Annotated in this window: 20 protein-coding genes; 9 read left to right on the top strand and 11 right to left on the bottom strand. The window is 33.0% G+C overall.

What is annotated here, in order from left to right:
- Positions 1–23 precede the first annotated feature (23 nt).
- The gene (locus GQR97_RS00735) at positions 24–977 is read left to right on the top strand and encodes a tetratricopeptide repeat protein (RefSeq protein ID WP_158844097.1); all 954 of its coding nucleotides are present in this window, start codon (positions 24–26) and stop codon (positions 975–977) included.
- On the opposite strand, the gene GQR97_RS00730 is transcribed toward GQR97_RS00735, so the two are convergent.
- From GQR97_RS00730 to GQR97_RS00720, 3 genes are all read right to left on the bottom strand, one after another.
- Positions 978–1970: a DUF6695 family protein gene (locus GQR97_RS00730; protein WP_158844095.1), complete on the bottom strand. Its 993-nt coding sequence runs from the start codon at positions 1968–1970 to the stop codon at positions 978–980.
- Entirely contained in the window at positions 1963–2688 is a 726-nt protein-coding gene (locus tag GQR97_RS00725) for an NRDE family protein (protein WP_158844093.1), read from the bottom strand. The genes GQR97_RS00730 and GQR97_RS00725 overlap by 8 nt, the downstream gene beginning before the upstream one ends.
- Before the next feature lie 124 nt (positions 2689–2812).
- Entirely contained in the window at positions 2813–3325 is a 513-nt protein-coding gene (locus GQR97_RS00720; protein ID WP_158844091.1) for a lactoylglutathione lyase family protein, read from the bottom strand.
- Between the two features lie 119 nt (positions 3326–3444).
- Here GQR97_RS00720 and GQR97_RS00715 point away from each other — a divergent pair, with 119 nt between their 5' ends.
- The 6 genes from GQR97_RS00715 to GQR97_RS00690 all read left to right on the top strand — a co-directional run bounded on the left by GQR97_RS00715 (position 3445) and on the right by GQR97_RS00690 (position 9017).
- A complete protein-coding gene (locus GQR97_RS00715; protein WP_158844089.1) occupies positions 3445–3756 on the top strand; it encodes a winged helix-turn-helix transcriptional regulator in 312 nt (103 codons plus the stop codon).
- A gap of 218 nt (positions 3757–3974) precedes the next feature.
- Positions 3975–5603, top strand: coding sequence for an L-glutamate gamma-semialdehyde dehydrogenase (gene pruA / locus GQR97_RS00710; RefSeq protein ID WP_158844087.1), 1629 nt, complete (start codon positions 3975–3977; stop codon positions 5601–5603).
- A 333-nt stretch (positions 5604–5936) separates the two neighbouring features.
- Entirely contained in the window at positions 5937–6284 is a 348-nt protein-coding gene (locus GQR97_RS00705) for a YciI family protein (RefSeq protein ID WP_158844085.1), read from the top strand.
- Positions 6284–7531, top strand: a complete 1248-nt coding sequence (locus GQR97_RS00700; protein WP_158844083.1) for an RNA polymerase sigma factor — start codon at positions 6284–6286, stop codon at positions 7529–7531. The genes GQR97_RS00705 and GQR97_RS00700 overlap by 1 nt, the downstream gene beginning before the upstream one ends.
- 73 nt (positions 7532–7604) lie before the next feature.
- Positions 7605–7946, top strand: a complete 342-nt coding sequence (locus GQR97_RS00695; protein ID WP_158844081.1) for a VOC family protein — start codon at positions 7605–7607, stop codon at positions 7944–7946.
- 111 nt (positions 7947–8057) lie between these two features.
- Positions 8058–9017: a tetratricopeptide repeat protein gene (locus GQR97_RS00690; RefSeq protein ID WP_158844079.1), complete on the top strand. Its 960-nt coding sequence runs from the start codon at positions 8058–8060 to the stop codon at positions 9015–9017.
- A 15-nt stretch (positions 9018–9032) separates the two neighbouring features.
- Here GQR97_RS00690 and GQR97_RS00685 read toward each other — a convergent pair whose 3' ends face one another.
- The 8 genes from GQR97_RS00685 to GQR97_RS00650 all read right to left on the bottom strand — a co-directional run bounded on the left by GQR97_RS00685 (position 9033) and on the right by GQR97_RS00650 (position 20818).
- Positions 9033–9473 (bottom strand): hypothetical protein, encoded by a 441-nt coding sequence (locus GQR97_RS00685; protein ID WP_158844077.1) that lies wholly within the window; start codon positions 9471–9473, stop codon positions 9033–9035.
- A 12-nt stretch (positions 9474–9485) separates the two neighbouring features.
- Positions 9486–11108 carry an FAD-binding protein gene (locus GQR97_RS00680; RefSeq protein ID WP_158844075.1) on the bottom strand — a complete coding sequence of 541 codons (1623 nt, stop codon included), beginning with the start codon at positions 11106–11108 and terminating at the stop codon, positions 9486–9488.
- 4 nt (positions 11109–11112) lie between these two features.
- On the bottom strand, positions 11113–11463 hold the full coding sequence (locus tag GQR97_RS00675; protein ID WP_158844073.1) for a hypothetical protein: 351 nt from the start codon (positions 11461–11463) through the stop codon (positions 11113–11115).
- 5 nt (positions 11464–11468) lie between these two features.
- Positions 11469–16814, bottom strand: coding sequence for a CHAT domain-containing protein (locus GQR97_RS00670; RefSeq protein WP_158844071.1), 5346 nt, complete (start codon positions 16812–16814; stop codon positions 11469–11471).
- Between the two features lie 493 nt (positions 16815–17307).
- Positions 17308–17562: a membrane protein insertion efficiency factor YidD gene (yidD, locus tag GQR97_RS00665; protein WP_158844069.1), complete on the bottom strand. Its 255-nt coding sequence runs from the start codon at positions 17560–17562 to the stop codon at positions 17308–17310.
- Positions 17563–17628: 66 nt separating this feature from the next.
- Positions 17629–19110: a cysteine--tRNA ligase gene (gene cysS, locus GQR97_RS00660; protein WP_158844067.1), complete on the bottom strand. Its 1482-nt coding sequence runs from the start codon at positions 19108–19110 to the stop codon at positions 17629–17631.
- 153 nt (positions 19111–19263) lie between these two features.
- A complete protein-coding gene (gene folE, locus GQR97_RS00655; RefSeq protein WP_158844065.1) occupies positions 19264–19941 on the bottom strand; it encodes a GTP cyclohydrolase I FolE in 678 nt (225 codons plus the stop codon).
- 301 nt (positions 19942–20242) lie between these two features.
- Positions 20243–20818, bottom strand: coding sequence for a DUF2892 domain-containing protein (locus tag GQR97_RS00650; RefSeq protein WP_158844063.1), 576 nt, complete (start codon positions 20816–20818; stop codon positions 20243–20245).
- 288 nt (positions 20819–21106) lie between these two features.
- Between GQR97_RS00650 and rpmH the strand changes: the two genes are divergently transcribed.
- Both rpmH and carB read left to right on the top strand, forming a co-directional pair.
- On the top strand, positions 21107–21268 hold the full coding sequence (rpmH, locus tag GQR97_RS00645) for a 50S ribosomal protein L34 (protein ID WP_042495769.1): 162 nt from the start codon (positions 21107–21109) through the stop codon (positions 21266–21268).
- 113 nt (positions 21269–21381) lie between these two features.
- Positions 21382–24234 carry a carbamoyl-phosphate synthase large subunit gene (gene carB, locus GQR97_RS00640; protein ID WP_158844061.1) on the top strand — a complete coding sequence of 951 codons (2853 nt, stop codon included), beginning with the start codon at positions 21382–21384 and terminating at the stop codon, positions 24232–24234.
- The last annotated feature ends 388 nt before the right edge of the window (positions 24235–24622 follow it).

Raw genomic sequence — 24622 nt, 5'->3', positions numbered from 1 at the left:
TTTGCGTTTTCGAACTAATTTATATGAATAAATTTTTAATTTTTCTTTTGTTACCTATTTGGGCTTTTTGTCAATCGTCTATTCAAGATTTTGAAACGATGATAGATAATAAGCAATACCAAGAAGTTGAGCCTTTACTTATTAAATATTTAGAAAATAACCCGAATAATCTGAAAGCAACCGAGTTGTTGGGCGATACTTTTGGCTATCAAAAAAAATGGGATGAAGCTATTGGAAATTATAAAAAATTAGTTGAATATAAACCTAATACAGCCAATTATCATTATAAATATGGAGGTGTTTTAGGGATGAAAGCACTCTCCGTAAGTAAGTTTACTGCGCTTGGATTAATTGGAGATATAAAAAGTGCGTTTTTAAAAGCGGCTGAATTAGATGCAAACCACATTGATACACGTTGGGCTTTGGTAGAATTGTATATGCAGTTACCGGGCGTTTTAGGAGGAAGTAAAAATAAATCTTTAAAATATGCGGAGGAACTTGAGATACTTTCTAAAGTAGATGGTTACTTAGCTAAAGGTTATGTTTATGAGTATGATGATGCCCCAGAACTTGCTGAGAAGTTTTATAAAATGGCTATAGTTGAAGGTGGTTCTTTAACTTGTTTTAATAAACTTACGGTTTTTTATGAAAAAGAAAATCGACCAAAAGATGCCATAAAAAACATTGAAGAAGCCGAAGGTAAACTTAAGAGAAACGCGTTGCATTATCAAATAGGAAAAGTTGCTGCTGAATATAACATTGAACTCGGTAAGGGGGAAGCTTGCTTAAATAGATATTTAGAAAATTACTCGGCTAAAGATGGCGTACCAAAAGCTTGGGCATATTATAGATTGGCCCAGATTGAGACGCATCAAAAAAACAAAGAAAAAGCTTTAAGATATATTGATTTAGCAATTACTGAATTGCCTGAAATTGGAGTTTTTAAAGAACAAAAGGAAATTGTTTTGAGTCTTTAATTAATAAATTCTTTCGAACTTAAATACAGTTTCATTTTGTTTTACATGAAAGAATTGACAATTTGAATATGGAATAAATTGAAACGTTTTATCATGATTAAAAGCGTTATTTTCAATTTTAAAAAAAGCATCAACATCTATATTCCCGTAAGGAGAAACACGTCGAAATCTGTATTTTGAAACTTCGTCTGTTTTGTGAAGTTCAAACCAAGCTCCAGCTGCAATACCTGATAGCCACTGTGCATTTTTATGTAGGTTTTCTACAGGTTTTGGTATTAAAGTTCCAACTAGATTAACTTCGTGATTTTTAAGTTTATCTAAAAAACATCGTAAATTCTCACTTTTTTGAGAACCTGTGAATTTTGAAATTTCTCCAGTTTCGGAAACTTCAAAAGGATGTTCTTCAGTATTGGAAAGTAGTACATTTCCAACCGTACTTGGTGTAAACCATTTTGAGTTTTCAATGTTTTTTTTCATATCGGGTTTTGTAACCGAAGCGATTAAAACATCGGAAACAAAGCGTGCGCAATTACTAGCATTTTTAATAAAGGCAGCATAACGAATAAAATGCTTGTTTTGCATCATGGTTATATGCTTTCTAGCCTTTTTATAGTCTATAACATTACAAACTGAAGCCACTAATTTGCCTTCACCATGTGTTATTTTTGGGTTTGTTGCTAAAAATTCTAAAATTCTATCTAAATTTTCGATTTTCCCATTTTTGATTTCAGCTTTTATAGGAAAATGTAATTCGTTATCAGTATACCTGCCACGTACACGACCATCTGGTTCTGGTGTTATGTAGCGACCAAAATCGTGATATTCTAAAACCCCTGTTTCTTTGTCAATTAAAACTAAAGCGGCGTGGCCAGCACGTAAATAATCTTTTTTTCCAACACCTATAAACCTTAAAAATGGAGAAAACCATTCTTTAGAAACTAATACAATAGTGTCAGGATAGGCGAGTGTTATAATAATTCCGGTATTATCCATTAACTATTTGTGGCGTTTTTAATGTTTTGTTAGAAATGCTTTGGTTGTGTAAACTTTCATAACGCATGTTTACACTATTATTTATTTTTTCAACTTGAGTTATACTTGTAGTTTTTATAGAGCCTCGATTCATAATAACACCAAAATTATCATTATCGGCACCTGCAGTTTTATGAAATTTTAAAATAGATTTTGCTGTTAATTTGTTTTCTTGTTTATAGTTTTCAAACCATTGTAAACGCTCTGTTTTCATGTCTGCGTTGTATAAAGTAGAAGACGACCAAATTTTAGGTTCTAAGGGTAGTTTTGTGAAATGTTTATTGCTACCATCCCAAACTAATTCGTAGAATTTCAACTGAGAATTCCAATCTGAAATTACAATAGTAAAAGGTTCAATATCTTCTAAATTATAATTCTCAATGCACGCTTCAATATTATCGGTAATAAGAAAGTCTTTAGCAATAACACCTCGGCTAAGTCTATATTTATCTTGTTTTTGGTGGTTTTTAAATCCGCCATTAAGCACACAAATAAGTCTGTTTTTTTCGCTAACTCCAATCCAAGTGCCACCTGCTAATTTATCTTTAGGAAATAGTAGGTTTGTATTTTCTATGTTATATAAATTGGGCTCAAGAGAAATTCGATTTGGTGCTTCATCTCTATTCGAGGTTAAAACAAAACCGTTATCGGTTGTTGGGAAAATAGTTACTGTACACATAAAAACTATAGTCTATAAACAGATTGGCAACTTACGAAAAAATGTTTCAAATTTTAAAATTTTGAAAGGCAAAAATAAAATTTATAGACTACAATAGGTTTGTATTCTACTGTTTTTCTTGCTCTTATTTTGTATAAGCGCCAGAAGAATATGTTAATTCGTAGCTATGTGTATAGATTTCAAAAATAATTCCGAATGGATCTTCTACATAGCACATTCTATATGGTTTATCATCTGGATAATATTCTCTAATAGGCATTCTTTGTTTACCTCCGTTTGCTACTACTTTGTCAACTAATGTTTCAATATCAGGGTCTTGAATACAAAAATGGAAAAGACCAGTATTAAACGGGTTGAATTCTGGTGCTTCTTTAACGCCGTGAGGGAAACAGAATAATTCAATTCCAATACCATCAGATGTTGATAAGTGTGCAATTTCAAAGGTTTCCCAGTCTTCACCAAAAACATCAATACACATTTGCCCTATGGCAGTGTCATTTTCTTTTTTTATTTCGGAAGGTTCCATTATAACATACCATCCCATTACTTCAGAATAGAATTTCACGGCTTTTTTAATATCAGGAACTGTAATTCCGATATGTGAAAAAGATTTTGGATAATTTTTATTTTTAGTCATAATTCAAGTTTTATATTACAAACTTAACTTATATTAGTCATCTTGGCAATAACTTACTAAAAAGTATTATAGTTACTTAAACGAGTTAATTGTTGATTATTAATGTATTATGTTTAAAAATGAATAAAAATAATTATTGCCCGCTTAATTATACCATGACGTTAATTGGTACAAAATGGAAACCTTTAATTCTGTTTCATCTTTTAGAAGGAGCTTTGCGTTCGGGGATTTTACAGAAACAAATTATTGGTATTTCTAACAAAATGTTCACACAAACGGTTAGAGAACTAGAAAAAGATGGTTTAGTTGTTAGAAAAGTATATGCTGTGGTTCCTCCCAAAGTCGAGTACAAATTAAGTACACGAGGCGAATCTCTCGAAGGTATTTTAAGAAGTCTAGACCAATGGGGTGCTAACGATTTAAATAGCTAATTTTGATGCTTCTTTATATTGTTCTAAACTTACATTTTTTTAGGATTTAGGTTTAAAAGAGTTTAAATTTTTACTGCTATTTTTAAAATTAGTAATGATATGTGTGTTTTATGTTAAATTAACAACCTTTTAATAGTATTCCAATCAAATATATCATTTAAAAATTCTTAAATTTGTGCTGTATTTACTGAATATTCAATAACAAAAAATAGAAAATCATGGGAAAAGGCTTTTTTAATGTGCCAGTTGCTGTAAACGAACCAGTTAAATCTTATGCTCCAGGATCACCTGAGCGTACTGCTGTTTTAGAAACTTACAAAGCAATGTTTAATAGCAAAGTAGATGTACCACTATATATTAATGGTCAAGATGTTGAAACTGGAAATACCAGAACAATGTCTCCTCCTCACGATCACAAACATGTGGTTGGAACGTATCATGTAGCAGAGCAAAAACATATTGAAGATGCTATTTCTACAGCTTTAGAAGCAAGAAAATCATGGAGTTTAATGCCATGGGAGCAACGAGCAGGGATATTTTTAAAGGCTGCTGAGTTAATTGCAGGTCCATACCGAGCTAAAATTAATGCTGCAACCATGATTGCGCAGTCTAAAAACATATACCAAGCAGAAATTGACGCGGCTTGCGAGCTTATTGATTTCTTACGTTTTAATGTCCAGTTTATGTCAGACATTTACATGGAGCAACCAAAAAGCACAAGTGATGCTTGGAACCGTGTAGAGTATCGTCCATTAGAGGGTTTTACTTATGCTGTAACACCATTTAACTTTACCGCAATTGCTGGAAATTTACCAGCTTGTATGGCGTTAATGGGTAATGTTGTAGTATGGAAACCAAGTGATAGCCAAGTATATTCTGCTAAAGTTATTATGGATGTTTTTGAAGAAGCAGGAGTTCCTGCAGGTGTTATTAATGTTGTTTTTGGCGATCCAGTAATGATTACAGATACAGTATTAGCTAGCCCAGATTTTTCTGGATTACACTTTACAGGGTCTACTTTTATTTTCAAGGAACTTTGGAAACAAATAGGAAATAACATTCATAACTATAAAACATACCCGAAAATTGTTGGGGAAACAGGAGGAAAAGATTTTATTGTAGCTCACAAATCTGCAAATGCTAAGCAAGTAGCAACAGCTATTGTTCGTGGAGCTTTCGAATTTCAAGGTCAAAAATGTAGTGCGGCATCTCGTGCTTATGTTCCTCAAAGTTTATGGAATGATGTAAAGAAATTTGTAATCGAAGATGTGAATTCTTTTAAAATGGGTTCTCCAGAAGATATGAGCAACTTTATTACAGCGGTTATTCACGAAGGTTCTTTCGATAAATTAGCTAAATATATAGACCAAGCAAAAGCGGATGCTGATGCAGAAATTATTGTTGGTGGTGGTTACGATAAAAGCAAAGGATACTTTATTGAACCAACTGTTATACTTACAACAAACCCTAAATACACAACCATGTCTACAGAGTTATTTGGCCCTGTAATTACTATTTATGTGTATGAGGATGACGCTTACGCGGAAACGTTGAAGTTAGTTGATGAAACTAGTGATTATGCATTAACGGGAGCTATTTTATCTACCGATAGATATGCTGTAACACAAGCTACAGAAGCTTTACAAAATTGTGCTGGTAATTTCTATATTAACGATAAACCAACAGGAGCTGTTGTTGGGCAACAACCATTTGGAGGTGCTAGAGCATCTGGAACAAATGATAAAGCCGGAAGCGCTCAAAACTTATTACGTTGGGTATCGCCTAGAATGATAAAAGAAACTTTTGTTACACCTAAAGATTACCGTTACCCATTTTTAGGAGAATAAGAGTTTAAAATATATTTTTAAAGAGACCATCTGAAATTCCCAGGTGGTCTTTTTTTTTGTTTTATGAAGTTTTGAGTTTGAATGGATTTTGGGTTATATTCGTTAAATTAAAAGTTAAAAAATAACTTTAAGCCTACACTCGCGTTAAGGATTGAACGGCCTGTTTGAGCTCCCCGACGATAGGAGGGAGCGAGTCGTGAAAGCCTGCCCCAGAGGGAAACGCCCAAATTAAAATTGAAGCAGTTTTTAAAAAGTTATAATTTATTTTGAAAAACGGTCCCCTTTTACATTTTGGTAAACGTCTTAATTATATAAACCTTAAAAATATATAATATGAAAAATTTTATGATGATTTTCGTTGGTGCCGATTATGCCGATTTAGGCTTATCTCCAGAAGAGTTACAAACGAGAATGGGCAAATGGTTTGCTTGGGGGAATAAAATGGAAAGCGCTGGAGTATTGAGAGGAGGCGAGGCTTTAACACCACAAATTAGACGTGTTGTTGGTAAAAATCGAACGGTTACAGATTTAACGTCGGCAGAGGTTAAAGAAATTGTGGGTGGTTATTATTTAGTTGAAGCTGAAGGTTTTGATGCAGTTGAAAAAATAGCTCAAGATTATCCTGATTTTGATTTAGGAGGTACGGTAGAGATTCGTGAAATTATGGTTTTCGACCATTAATGGGAAGTAAACTCATAGACCATCTTTTTCGCCATCACAGCGGAAAGATGGTTTCTGTTTTAACTCGGATTTTTGGATTGAAACATCTTGAAAGTATTGAAGATGCTGTGCAAGATACTTTTATTAAAGCAAGTTTAGCTTGGAGAAATAATCCGCCAGAGAATCCAGAGGCGTGGCTTACACAAGCGGCTAAAAATCGAGTTTTAGATATCTTTAGAAGTCTAAAAACACATCAAAAACATATTCCTGATTTTAATTTGGGAACGGATACCATTGCTGTAAATGATCTTTTTTTAGATACAGAGATCGCCGATGCACAATTACGAATGATTTTTACGGCTTGCCACCCAAAACTGGATCCTAGAGATCGCATTTCGTTTGCTTTAAAAACGGTTTCGGGGTTTAGTATAAAAGAAATTTCATCGGCATTATTAACTAAAGAAGATACTATAAAAAAACGATTGGCAAGAGCTAAGAAAGCTATCTTGGCGTCTGATTTAAAATTCCAAATCCCTCAAGGAAAAGCTTTGCCGGAACGTTTAGAAAGTGTGATGGAAGTATTGTACTTAATTTTTAATGAAGGTTTTCATTCTAATAAAAAAGAAATTTTAATTAGGGAAGAGTTATGTGGCGAGGCACTAAGGCTCTGTCAGATGCTTTTAAAGAATAAACATACTCGAACACCAGAAAGTTATGCGTTGTGTGCATTAATGTGTTTTCATTCGGCACGGTTAGATGCGAAAACTAATCTAGAGAATGAGCTACTTAGTTTAAAAATGCAGGATAGAAGTTTGTGGTATTTTCCGCTAATAGAACTTGGGAATGCCATGATGCATAAAGCGGTTCAATGTAAAACGTTTTCGTGTTATCATTATGAAGCCGCTATTGCTGCCGAGCATTTAAAAGTAGCGCGGTTTGAAGATACTAATTGGGATAAAATTCATTATTGGTATCAATGCTTATACACTTTACAACCTATGGATATACATGTATTAAGCATGGCCGTTATTTGTATTCAAAAAGAAGATTTTAAGTTAACAAAATTATATTTGGATAGTTTGAATTCTCACGATTTTGAACAGCGTAGTTATTTGTTTTATGGTACAGTAGCAGAATATTTTATAGCGACTAATGATTTTAGAAAAGCTATTAATCAAATTGATTTGGCGCTTAATGCTGTGAATAATGATTTGGAACGCCATTATTTGGAAAGTAAGAAAAAGGATATTTTGGGTAAAATGAAGTAATATTTTGATGAAGTTATTATTCTTTTAATAACTTAGTTGCGAGTCATTTTTTAATCGACTTAAATAATATTTTATGGAAAACAATCATATAAATTACATTGAGTTATATGCTAATAACTTAGAATCCATCAAAAGTTTTTATCAAAAATGTTTTAATTGGGAATTTACCGATTATGGACCAGACTACATTGCATTTAAAAATAGTGGTTTAGAAGGCGGTTTCGAATATACCGATTCCAAAATAATTAACGGATCGCTTGTGGTTTTGTATCATGCAAATTTATTAGAAATTAAAGCTAAAATAGAAGCGGCAGGAGGAACGATTACAAAAGATGTTTTTATGTTCCCGGGCGGAAGTCGATTTCAATTTTTAGATCCTTCGGGAAATGAATTGGCTGTTTGGTGTTCTAATTAAGAGGGGTTTGTTGAATGTTTAATACCTATAATTATGTAAAAAATAATTACCTTTAATAAAAAATTGTTGAAGCCATTAAAAACGGCATATTAATTGTTGAATTAATATAATATGAAAAAATACTTCACCTTAATCTTAGTTGCATTGCCAATATTAATATTTGGGCAAGCAAATAAATTGTTTCGCCAAGCTTTAAAAACAGAAGATTTAAATGAGAGAATAGAGCTTTTAACGCAAGTAATTGCTTTAGAATCTGATAAGTTAGATGCGTATTTTTATCGTGCCATAGCTAAAAATGAGTTGGGCGATTACTCGGGTGCTATTATTGATTATTCTAAAATTATAATATCGCAACCCGATGCCGATAGTTATTTTAATCGTGGTAATGCCAGATATAGTTTAGAGGATTTTGAAGGAGCTAGAGAGGATTATAAGTATGCAACCAAGATGGATCCGGATTTTCTAGATGCGATTTACAGTTTGGGTTGCGCTAATTTTGATTTAGGTGATTATAACGAGGCTATAGCTGTTTTTAATCAATTATTAACAAAAGAACCATATTATGCTAAGGCTTATGGTTTACGAGCTTTATCGTTTGAGAATCTTGAAAATTATAAACAGGCTTTAAAAGATTATACCGTTGCGGTACTTATGGATCCTTCGGCAGATACTTACTATAATCGAGGTGTATTTCTGTTAAGTATTAATTATTATAAGAAAGCGAAAAACGATTTTTCTACTACTATTAGGTTAAATAAAAATAATGGGTTTGCTTATTTCTATAGAGGAACTTCATATTTGCTTTTAGGAAAATATAAAAATGCTATTACCGATTTTGAAATGGCTCTAAAATTTGATGCCTTAGATTTTGATGCTATGCTTGGGCTTTCCATGACGTATTATAAATTGAAAGATGTACCAAATACAAAGCTATATTTCGATAAAGCAAAAAATATTTTACAAAGTAACGGAAGTACCAAATTGGATATTCTATTATTTGAAAACACATTCTGGTATAAGAATCAGTTTTATTTCTTTAATGAAATTCATAAGGAATTAGTAGCGTTATAGTCTATAAGCTTAGGCTTATGGTTTTTTAACGAGTTCGCTTCTTTGTAAAATTTTAACGTCTTTTAAAACATCCGATTTAGTTTTTAATTCGGTGTTGGCTTTAAATATTTGGTTTAATTGCAAGCTGTATTCTTTTACATTCTCTTGCGCATCTGGACATTTTTTTAAATCGTTTTCAAGTTTTGCTCTAAGCCTATCTAAAGTTTTTATTTGATTTTGCTGTGTTGTAATTTGGCCTGATAAGCTGTTAATTTGGGTTTCAAATTGTTGAATACTATCCGTTAATTTGTTGGCTTGTTCCTTGTTTGTTTTTATTTCTATACCAAACACAACAATATGTTCCGCATCGGTTAGTAGCATTTCTATTTGAGGTTTAAAAATAAATAGTGTTAATGCGGCTAATAGGGCCCAAATTAAAGTTTTATAAGGGAAATGGGATGTTGTTTCGTTAGGCATCGTGTCTTGTTTTTATAGTGAAGCTATTAAGTCGTCGTCTGTAATTGGGGTTTCGGTAGGATCGATATTTAATTCTGCTAAGTCTACGTTTTCTAAAAATGTATTGGAAAACAACTGGGCCATCTCCTCAGAAAGTAAAGCGTGCCTATATTGTTTCCATGTTTTAACAGCTTCGTTTCCATAGATATGTTTTACCAAATTAGGAAAAGCCCAATCGTTGCTTTTTCCCCAATGAATGGTAAATGGAATGTTGTTTTCTTTTAAAACTTCAATCATCCTTTTAGAGTACTCTGTTAAGCTTATTATTTTTTTAGTTTTTTTCCATAGAACGCCGTCAATTTCTAACATACAGGTTACTGGGAATTTTGTAAAACCAAGAGTAGCTTTAGTTTGTTTAACAAAGCGCATAGCAAAAATTCCTGGAATAGGACCTTCGTTATTCGTTAAATCGGCTAGGAGTTTTAATGCTTTTGGAGAATCGGTATGGCTTACTCCAAAAGAGCAAGCAAATGCAGGACCTTGATAAGGTGCATCCCAAAATATTTCGGGTAAAGTCCCTGTTAATTCTTCGTCTACTTTTGGTAAAATGGATTTGCGTAAACGTTTTACTAGCCAAGGAATGCTTTTAGGGAAATTCTCTGCCATTTTAGTGAATAAGTATATTAAATCGCGATATAAAGATTGTTTTATTATAGGAAAAGGATCTTTATAATTGGTTTGGTACGGCTTTTTATACATTAATTCTACTACATATTTATTCTCTTGACTGTATTGATTTATGAAAACTTTATAGTGATATGGTGTGTTGCCTAAACCATCGTCGGTTGTTTCTTCAGGGATTTTAAAAGTAGAGTTTTTAAAATCTAAAGTTTCGGCCAGTTCTAAAGCTAAACCTTTATCAATTTTTTTTACATAGCGTTTTAATAAGAAGCGCGGTTCGGCTTCAATAACAATACCGTGAATAAACCCGAAAGCACCCAGCCCTACAAGAGCTGCATTAAATAAACCATCGTTTCGAATTACTCTTTTGCTTATGTTTTCCGCGAAAGCGTTGTTTAAAGCAGGCTTTGTATGGCGTTCCAAATACACAATATCCTCTGGGTTTGGCCCAATAATTAAGTTTAAGCCAACTACATAATCTTGAACGGAACCAACATGTAATGCAGAACCATGAACACCAGTAGAAATACATCCAGCAAGTGTTTGCCCATTACTTGCTCCTGTTGTTTTTAGTGATTTTCCGTGTGCTGATAATACTTCGGAAACACGTTTTATTGTTGTGCCACATTCAAATAAAAATAAATTTGAAGCATCGAAATCGGTATCAGGATGACAATTTTTAGGTTCTATCGGAATATGTATATTCATAAACCCATTGTAATGCATTCGGTCTTTATGGCTGGCAATATTATTCATGGACCAGGCAGATCCGTAAGCTCTAAAACCGTGATTAGCATCGTGAGATTCTTTAATTAACCTTCTTATTTCTTTTGCTGCATCGTTGTATCGATCAAGTTTTTTTGGCATGTTCCCATCACCTTCTAGTTCGGTTACGTATAGTTTTTTTATATCGAATGGGCCGTTGTTATGCAGTGTGTCCCATTTTTTTAATGTATGTGTTTTTGTAGTAGCCATAGTTTTAGTTTGTTGGTTGCATGCATACGTATTTAATTTTCATTTTACGTTTTCGGCCAAAAGTGACCATACTAAGTAAAGAACCACCAAAAGTATTTCGAAATTCTACAGTATGTAGTTTACCTGTTTTACATCTTTCAGTTTCTTTTATAAGAAGGGTGAAATCCTTAGAGGAGATATCTATTTTAATTACGGTGTCTAATTCTTTAACCGCCATATTGCGGTAATAATCGGTCCTTGTGGAAAGCGGGTCGGGTTGGTAAGCTCCATTAATACTGCGTAAACGCACAGAATAGCATGATGTTAGAAAGCAACATAAGCTTATTAAAACGATAATTTTTGAGGGGTTTTTCATGATTTTTAGTATTTATTCAATTCACTTTTAATGTAATTTAGGCTTTTACGGGTTTTTGGATCTTCAACATAACCTAGAAAGAAATCGATTTGAGAAACTTCAATGTTTATATAGCGTGGACTGTACAATTGGCTGAATATTTTTCGGTACCACTTTAATATATTCTGTTCCTCTTTATTGATGTTTTTCGGGTTAATTAAAATTAAGGTATAGCTTATCTCGGTCATACCTATAAGTACAGAAACATCTAGATCGGCTTTATCGTAGTCATCTAGTTCAGCATAAAAATCCGTTAAGTATTTTTCAAGGTTTTTAATCTTAGAGAAAGTCTTGTTTTCTTTAAAACGAACCATTAATTTTTTATCGCCTAGTTGTTCTAAAAATTGCCCAATATATATCATGTTAGAAATGGCATCTAGATATTGACCGCTGTGTTGGTCTTTAGAAATTATTAGTGCATCTTTATAAAAGCTATATGCCATTTTTAACTGATCAATACGTTCTTTAGGTTCTAAATGAATAGCAGAATTTTTGTAAGCATTGGCAATTATATTTAATCGGCTTGGGTTTTTTCCGGCGAGTGTTAGAAGTTTTATTTCATTTAAATAGGTTGAAATAATTTCTGGAATTGTTTGACTTTTGTTATCTTTTTTAGCCAATTTAACATCTTCTCCTAAGCGATAGGATTGTACGGAACAATATTGTTCTAATGCTTTAATTGAATAGTTGCCGTTATCAAATTCGAAAAGGTCTTTATATTTTTGATAAGCCACGCCAGGCATGCCCAATTCATCATAAATCATAGCTTCTTTTTCTAAAACTACCGCGTCTAGTAAATTAGATGCCTCGGCACGATCAATAAATTGGTCCAGCTTTCTAAGAGCCGATGAATGATCTTCTTTTTTATCTCTAATGGTAATAAAGAGATTATCTAAATCGGTGTAAACCTGTGAAGCTACTACATATTCGTGTGTATGATGGCTAGATTTTAATTGGTTTTGAAATTTATAATATTGATTTCCATAACATTGATAAGCTCCCCAAGTATTAGAATTTCTATATTTTTGAAAGCATTCTAAACGCGCTTTTTGCACGGCTGTACCGAAAGCATAGCCTTTGAACATTTTTTCGTAAAAGGTTTCCGAAAATACTTTTGCAGCTCCATCATTAACAGCCCAACCCGAAATAATTATAGCTTTTACACCCATTTCTATAAGTTGTGTACCAATGTTAGCTGCCAAACGATATCTGTTTTTGCTGTAGGCATCATCTTTTGCGTTTAAAGTTCCCGAGTAACAACAATTTATGAATACAAATTCGGGTACATAACCAATTTGGTTTATCATGGCTGGATCTATGCAAATACCATTTCCTATAGCGATGCCAACATTGCAGTTTTCTGGATCGTAAATGCCATGTCCGGCAAAGTGCATCATTTTGTATGGCTTACTAAATAACTCCATCATAATATTTTTTGCCGTTGAATTTATTAGGGCATTAACATTATATGATGCATTTTTTAGTGTATTTGCAACCCATTCGCCTTCTACTTTAGCGGCTGGTAATTGGGGTAAATCGTTTTGGTAATACATAGGGTCTCCAACAACAAAAGCCTCAATATTATTTAAAGATACTTGATTAAAACGCACCGAGTCGTTAGTTATTAATTGCCTAATAAAACTTGAGGTTACCGAGCCAGGTACATCTGTAGTATGGCTATCGTGAAGTAATTCCCAAGGTAATTGGGCTGCGTATTTATCTAATTTTAATATTAAATTGTTCTGATTTCTAAAGGTGTTTTTAAACTCGTTAGGTACAAGCATTTCGAACAAGGATTTTGATAATCGTGTATCCCAGGTAGAACTGGTAGACATTTCTTTTATTAAATGATTTATTTTATGTAAACCAATGCCTACCATTTCTTGTTCAACACGTGCTAGTCCCGTTGATGAATAATATTTAAAACCTGTAATTCCTTCATTATTTTCACAGATTAGATTGTCATTTTTAACACTATCAATATGAAGGTTGAACCAACGTTCGTATTCGTCATTGTGGAATATGTTTCGTTTTTTAGCGCCAGTACGTTTGGTTATTCCTTTTTCTAATCTAAATTTTAAGCGGTCATCATTGTTTTGTAATCTAGATAGACTGAAATAAGCTTCGCTGGCTACTGACTCATAATAATTTACAATTTCAATATTTTTAATACATTGTAAGCCTTCTTCAGTTTCTTTAATTTGTTTGTTTGCATTGGCAATACCTAAAAGTATGCCCTTAATAGATTCTTCTACAGGTAATTGTCCATAACCAATACCCATTAATACTAGCGAGATGCCTTTTGCATATTTTTTAGCTCTAGGCAAGGTGTAATTATCTCGCATAAACATAGCATATTTCAATACGGCTTGTTTAACGGATTTAGCAAGTAGGAATGATGTAAGTGCATCTGGACTTCCTAAACCACAAACAACGGCGCCTTTAGGTTGTGTATTTAAATTAAAAAACACTTCGCTTTCTCCAACTTGGCCAGGGTAATAACCAATTCCCATACGTTGCGATAATCTGCTGTTTAAATAATCGTCTAAGGCTTTTTCCGAACTTAAAATTAAATCCATAAAGAAATGCCCAACCATAACGGGGTAGGAGGCTACTTTTAAATCGCCATGAATAACCTTTACGTTAAAGGATTCTGTTTCTATTTTTATTTGTTTTTTAACATCGAAAATGGCGTTCACTACAGCTTCGGAATCAAAGATTGGTTCTACCGATTCATAAACTTCCGAAATAATTTCACTTCCTCTATTACTTGGTTTTTGTGTACTAAGCGCATTAGTGCTTCCTGTAGATAAAATATCTGTTATGCCTTGGAAAATGTAATCTTCATTCGCTAAATCGCCATGTGTGGTTTGCGAATAGTATAAGTTGTTACTGTTTAGTAATTGTTTTGGTATGCCTGTGGCCCAAGTAACGCTACCATCACCGTGCGATGTTGCTTTATAAACTAATTTTTTATCTCTTGAAAGAAAACGATCTTTTAATGTATAGTCGAAAACCGTTTTATCGGCTTGGCCGCAGATATAAAAGATATTGTTAAAATCAGAATCATTTAAATTATCCAAAAAGCTGATAACATCATCTCGATAAGTTTCAAACTCACTTAAAGATTTTGTGTTACTAGAAGGTTTTGGCATGTGTTTTAAATTAGCACTATCATCTAGTTTTTCCCAAAAATCTTTTTCCCAAAAATGTCTATCAGATTCTTTTTCTATTGGCAGCAATTCAAATATTCCTGGAAATTTCCAAAACACTCTTAATAAATCGCTTCTATCATTTTTAAAATCGATAGCAGCCAATTGTTTAACACGACCACTATGCCCAGTAAGTACTTCCATAATTAAATAAGAACCTAGCCATGGTGTGCCTAACATAATAAACCTGTTGGCTTGATTTTGTTTGAATTGTGCCCATGTATCGGCATGACTCATCATACATTGGCGAGCAACTAAACCGCCCATGGAATGTGCTATAATATGAATTTTAACTTTATGATGATTAATGATGTTTTCAATTTCAGTTTTTAAAACCTTGGCTGCTTCTTTTACAGATTTTCTCCAATCAAATTCAAGCGTTATAACATCATATTGATCTAATAAATGGTTGGCTAGTTCATTATAATATTTAATAATTACACCGCTAGCATCAACATTTGTAGCGCTAATATTTAAGTTTTTGGGGATGCCACCTTGGTTTAGCTTTCGCATGTCAACCCATTGGTTTTCGTTGCTTCTAGAAAGGGTAGACCCCATAATACCCGGAATTAAAATAACAACGTCGCGCGTGATAATTTCTGGACGGATACTAATGCCTTCCATGGAAAGTTTATCGAGTAAAATTCCGCGTTTACCTTCGCTATAAACTTCTTTTGTAAATAAAAGTGCAGGTGAACCTTCAGAAGCTTTTATGGCATCTAAAATAGCTGCTCTAGATTCTCTTTCAGAAAAGTAATTAAAGTGATTAGTTTCACTGTTTTTAGATATGAATTTGTAGATCCCATCATTTCTAATCACCCCATGTTCCATACGGCGTGTATCCACGACCAAATCATTTGCTTCTAAATAAAATAAATTGGCAAGAATAACTTTAAGAGAATTAAAATTTATGCCACCAATTTCAGCATCACCAGCAATATTGTATAAATCGCTAGCTACGGTGGTGTCCGAAATATTTAGCATTTTCTGAAATAACGATTCTGGCATCATACTGTTTAACCCGGGTAAAACGTCAGGATTCTCTTTTTGGCTTACAAGTTCTAAAAGAAAAGCTTTTACCGAATGATATAACGGATTGGTAACACCGAAGGCAAGAGAAACCGCATTCAAAACTAAATTAAAATAATGATCAATTCTTCTTGATAAAATAGTTGTTCCACTAGCAGGAGAAGCTACACGTATCACTTTATTAATAGTGATTTTTTTACGTTGAACAATTACATTAATTGCCTCCATTAAAGCTCTATTCTCTTTTTCTTCATCACCTTTTAAAATACCTATCTCTAATGTGCTAAAACCTTTAATTTTATTTCTGAAATCGCATTTTGCTAAAATATCGGCAACTAAACCACCTCTAGAATGGCTTAAAATATCAATAGTAATCGTGTTTGGACAAGCTTCTAGAAAATCTAATGCATTTTGTAACGGGCTAACCGAAAGGGTATAATGTTCTAACGCAATTATATGATTGCCGTAAATACTGTGGATGGAATTCCAAGTTTCGGTGTTTTTATTTAATTGACTAAAAGCATCAAGAGTTGTAGATAATGTGCCGTGAATTAATAGTAAAAAAGGTAAGGAAGTATCCGTAGGGATTTTATATTTCGATTTATTGAAACTAGCGTCTAATTGATAAATTCCAGGATGAGGTTGCGTTTTTTTATCATATGCTTCAGCTAAAACCGTTATAGCAACTTCTTCTACTTTGGTAGAAGGTGTAAATACGCTAAACACTTTTACCAGAGCACGTTTTATATAGCCACGACTAACATCTTCATGCGATATTTGAGTGTCGAAAACATAGTCGTTGCTATTAATTGAGCGTTGGTTTAATGTTTTTTTGTCGTAAATTTCCTGAACATCTGCTGGATGGCCAATCCATTCCGTTTGGTCTGTAAATTGAATAGCAACCAAGTCGTTTATATCTAAATCGATGGTGTTAATGTTATTGCTAGAGCGGGTTTCCGATACTTCGATGTACGATTTTAGTTCATACTTTTTGGTTAAGGTATTTGGCATAACGAAGTTTACCGTTTTCACGTCGTGTGCAATGCCTACAATTTTAGCTTTTTTAGTCATTTTTTTTTTAATAGCATTAACAGAAAGTGAAAGCAAAAACGAGGTGAATTAGTGTTAAGAACTAAAAAAGACTATAGTTCATTTTGTTTTTTGCTTGCAATTTTCATGTTAAATTAGTTAGTTATAGCTCAAAATATCAATTGTTTGATTTCTTAGAAATATGAAACCGTAATGACGATCTACTTCAATTAAAATAGGAGGTAGACATCACTTTTGCTATTAAAAAAATTATTGGAGAGTCTCTTTAAAATGAAATTATTTATTAGAGATTTAATAAAAATAATAAAATAACTACTAATAATCAAATAGTTATGTAATTATTTGGTTATTTTTTTGAAAGAATAAAAACTCGTGTTTGTAAGAATTCAAACTGTTTTAATGTTTTTTTTAGAAGAAGAAGGCTTTTGTAAAGTTGATTTTTGATACTAGGAGGTTGTGATTTCTTATGGAAATCAAGATCAATTTGTTGCGTTTTTAAAAACCTGAAATAGTATTAGTGAGTTTTTTTCTGTTTATCATCCTTCTCTGGAACGGGATCATAACCTGAACCACCCCAAGGATGGCAACTAAAAATTCGTTTTATAGCTAACCAGCCGCCTTTAATTAAGCCGTGTTTTTCTAAAGCTTCTTTTGAGTATTGTGAACAAGTAGGATGAAATCTACAGGTTGCTGGCGTTAATGGTGATATCAGTTTTTGATAGACCTTTATTATGAATAGAAATGGTGCTACTAAGAGTTTTTTCAGCATAATATATAGATTCAAAAGTCTTAAAATCTAAATTGGATTCCGCTTTAAGCTAATAAAGACAACATATTAGTTAACCGAATACGTTGTACCATCTTTACCATCTTTTAATACAATGCCAACTTCGGCTAATTCATCGCGTATTTTATCAGATAAAGCAAAATCTTTGTTAGCACGAGCATCTTGTCTTAATTTTATTAAAACACTTACGGCTCCAGATAATTTATCAGCTCCTGAATCATTTTTAGCTGAATTTTCCAAACCTAAAACATCAAAAACAAAAATGTTTACGGTTTCTTTTAATATGTTTAAATCTTCAGCAGAAACGGTTTCAGTACCTTCTTTTATTTGGTTAATGTATTTTGCCGCTTCAAATAAATTTGCAATTAAAATAGGTGAATTAAAATCGTCATTCATGGCATCGTAGCAAGATTGTTTCCAAGCATTGATATCAATAGAAGATGTTTTTGAAGCTTCTAATTTATCTAATAAATTAACAGCATCCATTAATCTATAAAATCCTTTTTCACTGGCTAATAAACCATCATTAGTTAAATCTAGAACGCTTCTATAAGAAGATTGAGCAATAAAAAAACGAATGACACTTGGCGCATAGGCTTTACTGAAAAACTGGTTGTTTCCAGAAAGTAATTCATCTGGATTCACGGTGTTTCCAGTAGATTTAGACATGCGTTGTCCGTTTAACTCCAACATGTTTGCATGCATCCAATAATTTACAGGAGATTTGCCTTTAGCTGCTTCATTTTGAGCTATTTCACATTCATGATGCGGGAATTTTAAATCCATTCCACCACCGTGAATATCAAATTGGTCACCTAAATATTTTGTACTCATCGCAGTACATTCTAGGTGCCAGCCAGGGAAACCATCACTCCAAGGAGAAGGCCAGCGCATAATGTGCTGAGGTTCGGCTTTTTTCCAAAGCGCAAAATCTTGTGGATTTTTTTTATCGCTTTGTCCTTCGAGTTCGCGAGTGTTGTGTATTAAATCTTCTAACTTACGTTTACTTAATATACCGTATTCGTGAGTTTTGTTAAATTTATGAACATCAAAATATACAGATCCGTTCACTACGTATCCAAAACCGTTATCAATTATAGTCGAAATTAATTCAATTTGTTCAATAATATGTCCCGTCGCTGTAGGTTCAATACTTGGCGGTAAAAAATTGAACGTATTTAATATATTATGAAAATCTACGGTGTAGCGTTGTACTACTTCCATAGGCTCTATTTGCTCTAATCTTGCTTTTTTTGTAATTTTATCTTCACCAGCATCAGCATCATTTTCTAAATGTCCAGCATCGGTAATATTACGTACATAGCGCACTTTATATCCTAAATGCTTTAAGTAGCGAAACACCATATCGAACGACATAAATGTTCTTACATTTCCCAAGTGTACATTGCTGTAAACTGTTGGGCCACAAACATACATGCCAACATAACCTGGCTCAATAGATTTAAAGGTTTCTTTTTTTCCTGTAAGTGTATTGTATATTTTTATAGGGTTATGCTCGAAAAGTTGCATTGTTGTATGTTGTTAATGGGTTGTTGTTAATTTGAAATACTATTTACTGTTTAGTTATATGTTGTTAAGTTCTTATATAATGTCATATTTAGAAAATGACTTCTAAATGTGTCTGTTTTATAGTATATACTTCGCCCAAACAACAAATATTTCCTAAAACTTAGTCTCCAATTTAATATATTCTAAAAGCTCTCTTCTAGTTGCTTCTTCTTTAAATTTACCACCAAATTCAGATGTTACAGTACTGCTTTCAATATCGCGAATACCTCTAGAGTTTACACATAAATGTTTGGCATCTATAATGCAAGCAACATCGTCTGTATTTAAAACCTCTTGAAGTGCTTTTACAACTTGAATGGTTAAACGTTCTTGTACTTGCGGACGTTTTGCGTAATAATCTACAACACGGTTCATTTTAGATAAACCAACTACGGTACCGTTAGAAATATAAGCAATATGTGCTCTTCCTACAATTGGTAATAAATGGTGCTCACAAGTTGAATATACCGTAATATTCTTTTCAACAAGCATTTCGCCGTACTTGTACTTATTATCGAAAGTTGAAGCTTTTGGTTTTTTCTTTGGATCTAGACCGCTAAAAATTTCGTTTACAAACATTTTGGCAACGCGATTTGGAGTGCCGTTTAAACTATCGTCGGTTAAATCTAACCCTAACGTTTCCATAATATGACGGACATCGTCTTTAATAATGTCTATTTTTTCTGAATCAGAAAGCTTAAAAGCATCATTTCTTAAAGGCGTGTTCGATGATGTTCCAACATGATCTTCGCCTAAAGCATCGTGTTCTTCTATGTTATTATCCATTTTCATTTGCGAAAAAAATCTTATTTTTAAGTCTGCAAAGATAAGTAATTCCGTTTTGTTATGTTTTATCTTAACATATAATTGTTGTTTACAATTTGTCTGCTTTTTTCTTTAAATATTACAATTAAAATAAAAAAAGATTAAACTTTTTGTGGTTAAAGAGTTTTCTCGTGTTTCGCTAGGAAATAGCGATGCACTCAAATAAAATAGATAAATCAAAAAAAACCTGAACAATAAGGCTATTGTTCAGGTTTAATTAATTTTTTAATAATCTATAAATTGATTATTTAAGACGATGTAAATATATTTATCCTCTACGTTTTTGAGATCTTACAGAACCTCCAGCACCATAGTGTTGGTTAGGTCCAACGGCACGTTTCATGTTATCCTTCATCATTTTAATCTGTTCGGTTAGCATACCTTGTTTATCCAATTTAGTAGCTTCGGTAAGTAGTTTTTGAGCTTCTATTTTTCGTTTCTTAGAAAAAGCAATACCAGCTAAGTTTAATTTAGCCATCGCTAAATCGTGATCCATAGATAAACCTAATGTTAGTGCTTTTTTAAAATATTTTTCGGCCTCGTTCATATTAGTTTGAGATACCATAATACCATGTAAATAGTTGTAATACCCTTGTTGCTTCTTTACTAAAGCTGTTTCTGGGTTTTTAATTTTATTCAGCCATCTTGTTGCGCCTTCAAAATCTTGTTTTCTTAATTTTAAAAACGCTAGTAAAATAAATTCATTTTTAAAATATAAGAAAATAAATATAAGAGATAGCAAAATAAGCATAATACCGTTACCTATATAGCTTTCTGTAAATTGATAAACAGCAAAAGCGATAATTCCGGCAGCGATAATAAGTTTTATGATTTTATTGTACATGGTTGAGTTTTGGTATGAAATTAGAAGAAAATTTCCTCCTATTTAACTATTAATTGTGCAAAGAAACTAAATTTTTATGAAAAACAAATGATACCTTTATCATAAAAGTGACCAACGAAGTCAAATATATTGCGGTTTTGTCATTGTTTTTGTTTAGAATAAAAATATTATATTTTTTTTCTAATAACATTTGTCAAAGTGAAAACTCTTCGTATATTTGCCGTCAGTTTTGGAGAATTACCAAAGCCAAAGTTTAAACATACAATTCAGTTTTAAAGATACAAGATAATGAGTAAAAGAACATTTCAGCCTTCTAAAAGAAAAAGAAGAAACAAGCACGGTTTTAGAGAAAGAATGGCTTCTGCTAATGGTAGAAAAGTATTAGCACGTAGAAGAGCTAAAGGAAGAAAAAAATTATCTGTTTCTACTGAAACTAGACATAAGAAATAAATGATTAACAATTGTTGATAAATTAAAGGTGTTACTTAAGTGTAACGCCTTTTTTTATGTCAACTGATTACTATTTTTGCAATTCATTAAGTGACAATAAATAACGAGTAAAAATGCCGAAAAATCCAAAACTAAAATCGATATTAATTATTGGCTCAGGGCCAATTGTAATTGGACAAGCTTGCGAATTTGACTATTCGGGAACCCAAGCTTTGCGATCACTTAGAGAAGATGGAATTGAAACCGTCTTAATCAACTCTAACCCAGCGACTATCATGACCGACCCCTCTATGGCCGATCATGTTTACTTGCTTCCTTTAACAACAAAATCAATTATTCAGATTTTAAAAGAGCATCCTCAAATAGATGCTGTTTTACCAACAATGGGTGGGCAAACGGCATTAAATTTATGTATTGAGGCTGATGAAAAAGGAATTTGGAAAGATTTTGATGTAGAAATTATAGGTGTCGATATTGATGCTATTAATATTACTGAAGATAGAGAGCAGTTTAGAGAGTTGATGCTTAAAATAGGAGTGCCAATGGCGCCTCAGGCTACGGCTACATCTTACTTAAAAGGTAAAGAAATTGCTCAGGAATTTGGTTTTCCATTAATTATTAGAGCTTCTTTTACTTTAGGAGGTGCAGGTGCATCTTTCGTTCATAAAGAAGAAGATTTTGATGAGTTATTAACACGCGGATTAGAGATTTCTCCAATCCACGAAGTAATGATTGATAAAGCTTTAATAGGTTGGAAAGAATATGAGCTTGAGTTACTTAGGGACTCAAATGATAATGTAGTTATCATCTGTTCTATAGAAAATATGGACCCTATTGGGATTCATACTGGAGATTCAATTACTGTAGCGCCAGCAATGACGTTAAGTGATAGAACTTTCCAAAAAATGCGTGATATGGCTATCCATATGATGCGTAGTATCGGTGATTTCGCAGGAGGGTGTAACGTACAGTTCGCTGTATCTCCAGATGTGAATGAAGATATTATTGCTATCGAGATTAATCCACGTGTATCACGTTCTTCTGCGTTAGCAAGTAAAGCAACCGGTTATCCAATTGCGAAAATTGCTGCAAAATTAGCATTAGGGTATCATTTAGATGAATTAAAAAATCAAATTACAAAATCTACGTCAGCACTTTTCGAGCCAACACTAGATTATGTAATTGTAAAAATACCACGTTGGAACTTTGATAAATTCGAAGGTTCTGATAGAACTTTAGGACTTCAAATGAAATCCGTAGGTGAGGTTATGGGGATTGGGCGTTCTTTTCAAGAAGCCTTACACAAAGCAGCGCAATCTCTAGAAATTAGTCGTAACGGACTAGGAGCTGATGGTAAAGAGAATAAAAATTATGCGCAAATTATTGAAAAACTAACGTATGCCTCTTGGGATCGTGTTTTTATAATTTACGATGCAATCGAAATGGGTATTCCATTAAGTAGAATTCACGAGATCACCAAAATTGATATGTGGTTCCTTAAGCAATACGAGGAATTACACGTTATTAAAAACGAAATTTCTACTTTTAAAATCGATACCATTGAAAAAGATTTACTGTTAGAAGCAAAACAAAAAGGATATGGCGATCGCCAAATAGCACACATGTTGGGCTGTTTAGAAAGTCAAGTTTATAATAAACGTGAAGAATTAGGTGTAAACCGTGTTTACAAATTAGTAGATACCTGTGCGGCCGAGTTTGAAGCTAAAACACCATATTACTATTCAACTTTTGAAAGTGATATGGAAACGGCAGACGGTAAACGTTATGCAGACAACGAATCTATTGTTACCGATAAGAAAAAAGTAATTGTTTTAGGGTCTGGACCAAACAGAATAGGGCAAGGTATCGAGTTCGATTATTGTTGTGTTCACGGGGTTTTAGCAGCTGCAGAATGTGGTTACGAAACTATCATGATTAACTGTAATCCAGAAACGGTTTCAACCGACTTTGATACAGCCGATAAATTGTATTTTGAGCCTGTATTTTGGGAGCATATTTACGACATTATTAAACACGAAAAGCCAGTAGGCGTAATTGTGCAATTAGGTGGGCAAACAGCTTTAAAGTTAGCCGAAAAACTCACCAAATACGGTATTAAAATTTTAGGAACCAGCTTTGAGGCTTTAGATTTAGCCGAAGATCGTGGTTTGTTTTCAAATATGTTAAAAGAAAACAATATTCCTTATCCAGAATTCGATATTGCAACTACAGCCGACGAAGCTGCTGCTATTGCCGATGTGTTAGATTTCCCAATTTTAGTTCGTCCATCATATGTTCTTGGAGGTCAGGGAATGAAAATTGTAATCAATAAAGAAGAGTTAGAAAAGCACGTAGTAGATTTGCTAAGCAGGATGCCAGGTAATCAATTACTTCTAGATCATTATTTAGATGGAGCAATTGAGGCCGAAGCCGATGCAATTTGCGATGGCGAAGATGTTTACATCATCGGGATTATGGAGCATATCGAACCTTGTGGAATTCACTCGGGCGATAGTAACTCCTTATTGCCACCGTTTAATTTAGGCGATTTAGTAATGCAGCAAATTATCGATCATACCAATAAAATCGCATTGGCGCTTAATACAGTTGGTTTAATAAATATTCAATTCGCCATAAAAGACGACAAGGTTTATATTATTGAAGCCAACCCAAGAGCTTCTAGAACCGTGCCATTTATCGCAAAGGCTTATAATGAACCTTACGTAAATTACGCAACAAAAGTGATGTTAGGAGAGAAGAAAGTAAAAGACTTCAATTTCCAACCAAAACTTAAAGGTTATGCTATAAAACAACCAGTATTTTCGTTTGATAAGTTTCATAATGTGAATAAAAAACTAGGACCAGAAATGAAAAGTACAGGCGAAAGTATACTATTTATAGACGGTTTAAAAGATGATGCTTTTTACGATTTATACGCACGCAGAAAAATGTATTTGAGTAAATAATCAAGTATTTAAAATATCAAAAACCTTGCATTTATGTGAGGTTTTTTTGTTTTTGGGCGTTACCCGAAAAGGGTCGGGCTATCACTACTCAATCTTTTTGCGAAGGGCTCTAGGCTTGTTTTAAGGTTGTTGTATATTATTAAAGTTAAGTTGTCTCGAAAAATGTAGTTTTAATATTTTCGAAAAAAGGATTTCAAACATGCCGTTCTATCCCTAACGCGATTTATGCAGTGTATTGTTTTTAGGATTTATGGTGCTTTTTAAAGAGAATTTTTAACAGAGGAGTTGTTAAGCATGGTTAACAGCTGTTTTTGATAAAATCAAGATTTTAACTTGTCAGAATAAACAGTTTGTAGAACAAAAATAAGATTTGAAGATAAACCTAAAG

The organism is Algibacter sp. L1A34 (assembly GCF_009796805.1).
Taxonomy (GTDB): Bacteria; Bacteroidota; Bacteroidia; order Flavobacteriales; family Flavobacteriaceae; genus Algibacter.
This window is presented reverse-complemented; position numbering and strand designations above follow the sequence as displayed.

Excerpts from the sequence above, each read along its gene's own strand:
- GQR97_RS00670 (WP_158844071.1), bottom strand. The coding sequence starts at position 16,814 with ATGACTAAAAAAGCTAAAATTGTAGGCATTGCACACGACGTGAAAACG.
- GQR97_RS00690 (WP_158844079.1), top strand. The coding sequence starts at position 8,058 with ATGAAAAAATACTTCACCTTAATCTTAGTTGCATTGCCAATATTAATA.
- GQR97_RS00700 (WP_158844083.1), top strand. The coding sequence starts at position 6,284 with ATGGGAAGTAAACTCATAGACCATCTTTTTCGCCATCACAGCGGAAAG.
- GQR97_RS00705 (WP_158844085.1), top strand. The coding sequence starts at position 5,937 with ATGAAAAATTTTATGATGATTTTCGTTGGTGCCGATTATGCCGATTTA.
- GQR97_RS00735 (WP_158844097.1), top strand. The coding sequence starts at position 24 with ATGAATAAATTTTTAATTTTTCTTTTGTTACCTATTTGGGCTTTTTGT.
- GQR97_RS00715 (WP_158844089.1), top strand. The coding sequence starts at position 3,445 with ATGAATAAAAATAATTATTGCCCGCTTAATTATACCATGACGTTAATT.
- GQR97_RS00685 (WP_158844077.1), bottom strand. The coding sequence starts at position 9,473 with ATGCCTAACGAAACAACATCCCATTTCCCTTATAAAACTTTAATTTGG.
- yidD (WP_158844069.1), bottom strand. The coding sequence starts at position 17,562 with ATGCTGAAAAAACTCTTAGTAGCACCATTTCTATTCATAATAAAGGTC.
- GQR97_RS00720 (WP_158844091.1), bottom strand. The coding sequence starts at position 3,325 with ATGACTAAAAATAAAAATTATCCAAAATCTTTTTCACATATCGGAATT.
- GQR97_RS00725 (WP_158844093.1), bottom strand. The coding sequence starts at position 2,688 with ATGTGTACAGTAACTATTTTCCCAACAACCGATAACGGTTTTGTTTTA.
- GQR97_RS00695 (WP_158844081.1), top strand. The coding sequence starts at position 7,605 with ATGGAAAACAATCATATAAATTACATTGAGTTATATGCTAATAACTTA.
- folE (WP_158844065.1), bottom strand. The coding sequence starts at position 19,941 with ATGAAAATGGATAATAACATAGAAGAACACGATGCTTTAGGCGAAGAT.
- cysS (WP_158844067.1), bottom strand. The coding sequence starts at position 19,110 with ATGCAACTTTTCGAGCATAACCCTATAAAAATATACAATACACTTACA.
- pruA (WP_158844087.1), top strand. The coding sequence starts at position 3,975 with ATGGGAAAAGGCTTTTTTAATGTGCCAGTTGCTGTAAACGAACCAGTT.
- carB (WP_158844061.1), top strand. The coding sequence starts at position 21,382 with ATGCCGAAAAATCCAAAACTAAAATCGATATTAATTATTGGCTCAGGG.
- GQR97_RS00730 (WP_158844095.1), bottom strand. The coding sequence starts at position 1,970 with ATGGATAATACCGGAATTATTATAACACTCGCCTATCCTGACACTATT.
- GQR97_RS00680 (WP_158844075.1), bottom strand. The coding sequence starts at position 11,108 with ATGGCTACTACAAAAACACATACATTAAAAAAATGGGACACACTGCAT.
- rpmH (WP_042495769.1), top strand. The coding sequence starts at position 21,107 with ATGAGTAAAAGAACATTTCAGCCTTCTAAAAGAAAAAGAAGAAACAAG.
- GQR97_RS00650 (WP_158844063.1), bottom strand. The coding sequence starts at position 20,818 with ATGTACAATAAAATCATAAAACTTATTATCGCTGCCGGAATTATCGCT.
- GQR97_RS00675 (WP_158844073.1), bottom strand. The coding sequence starts at position 11,463 with ATGAAAAACCCCTCAAAAATTATCGTTTTAATAAGCTTATGTTGCTTT.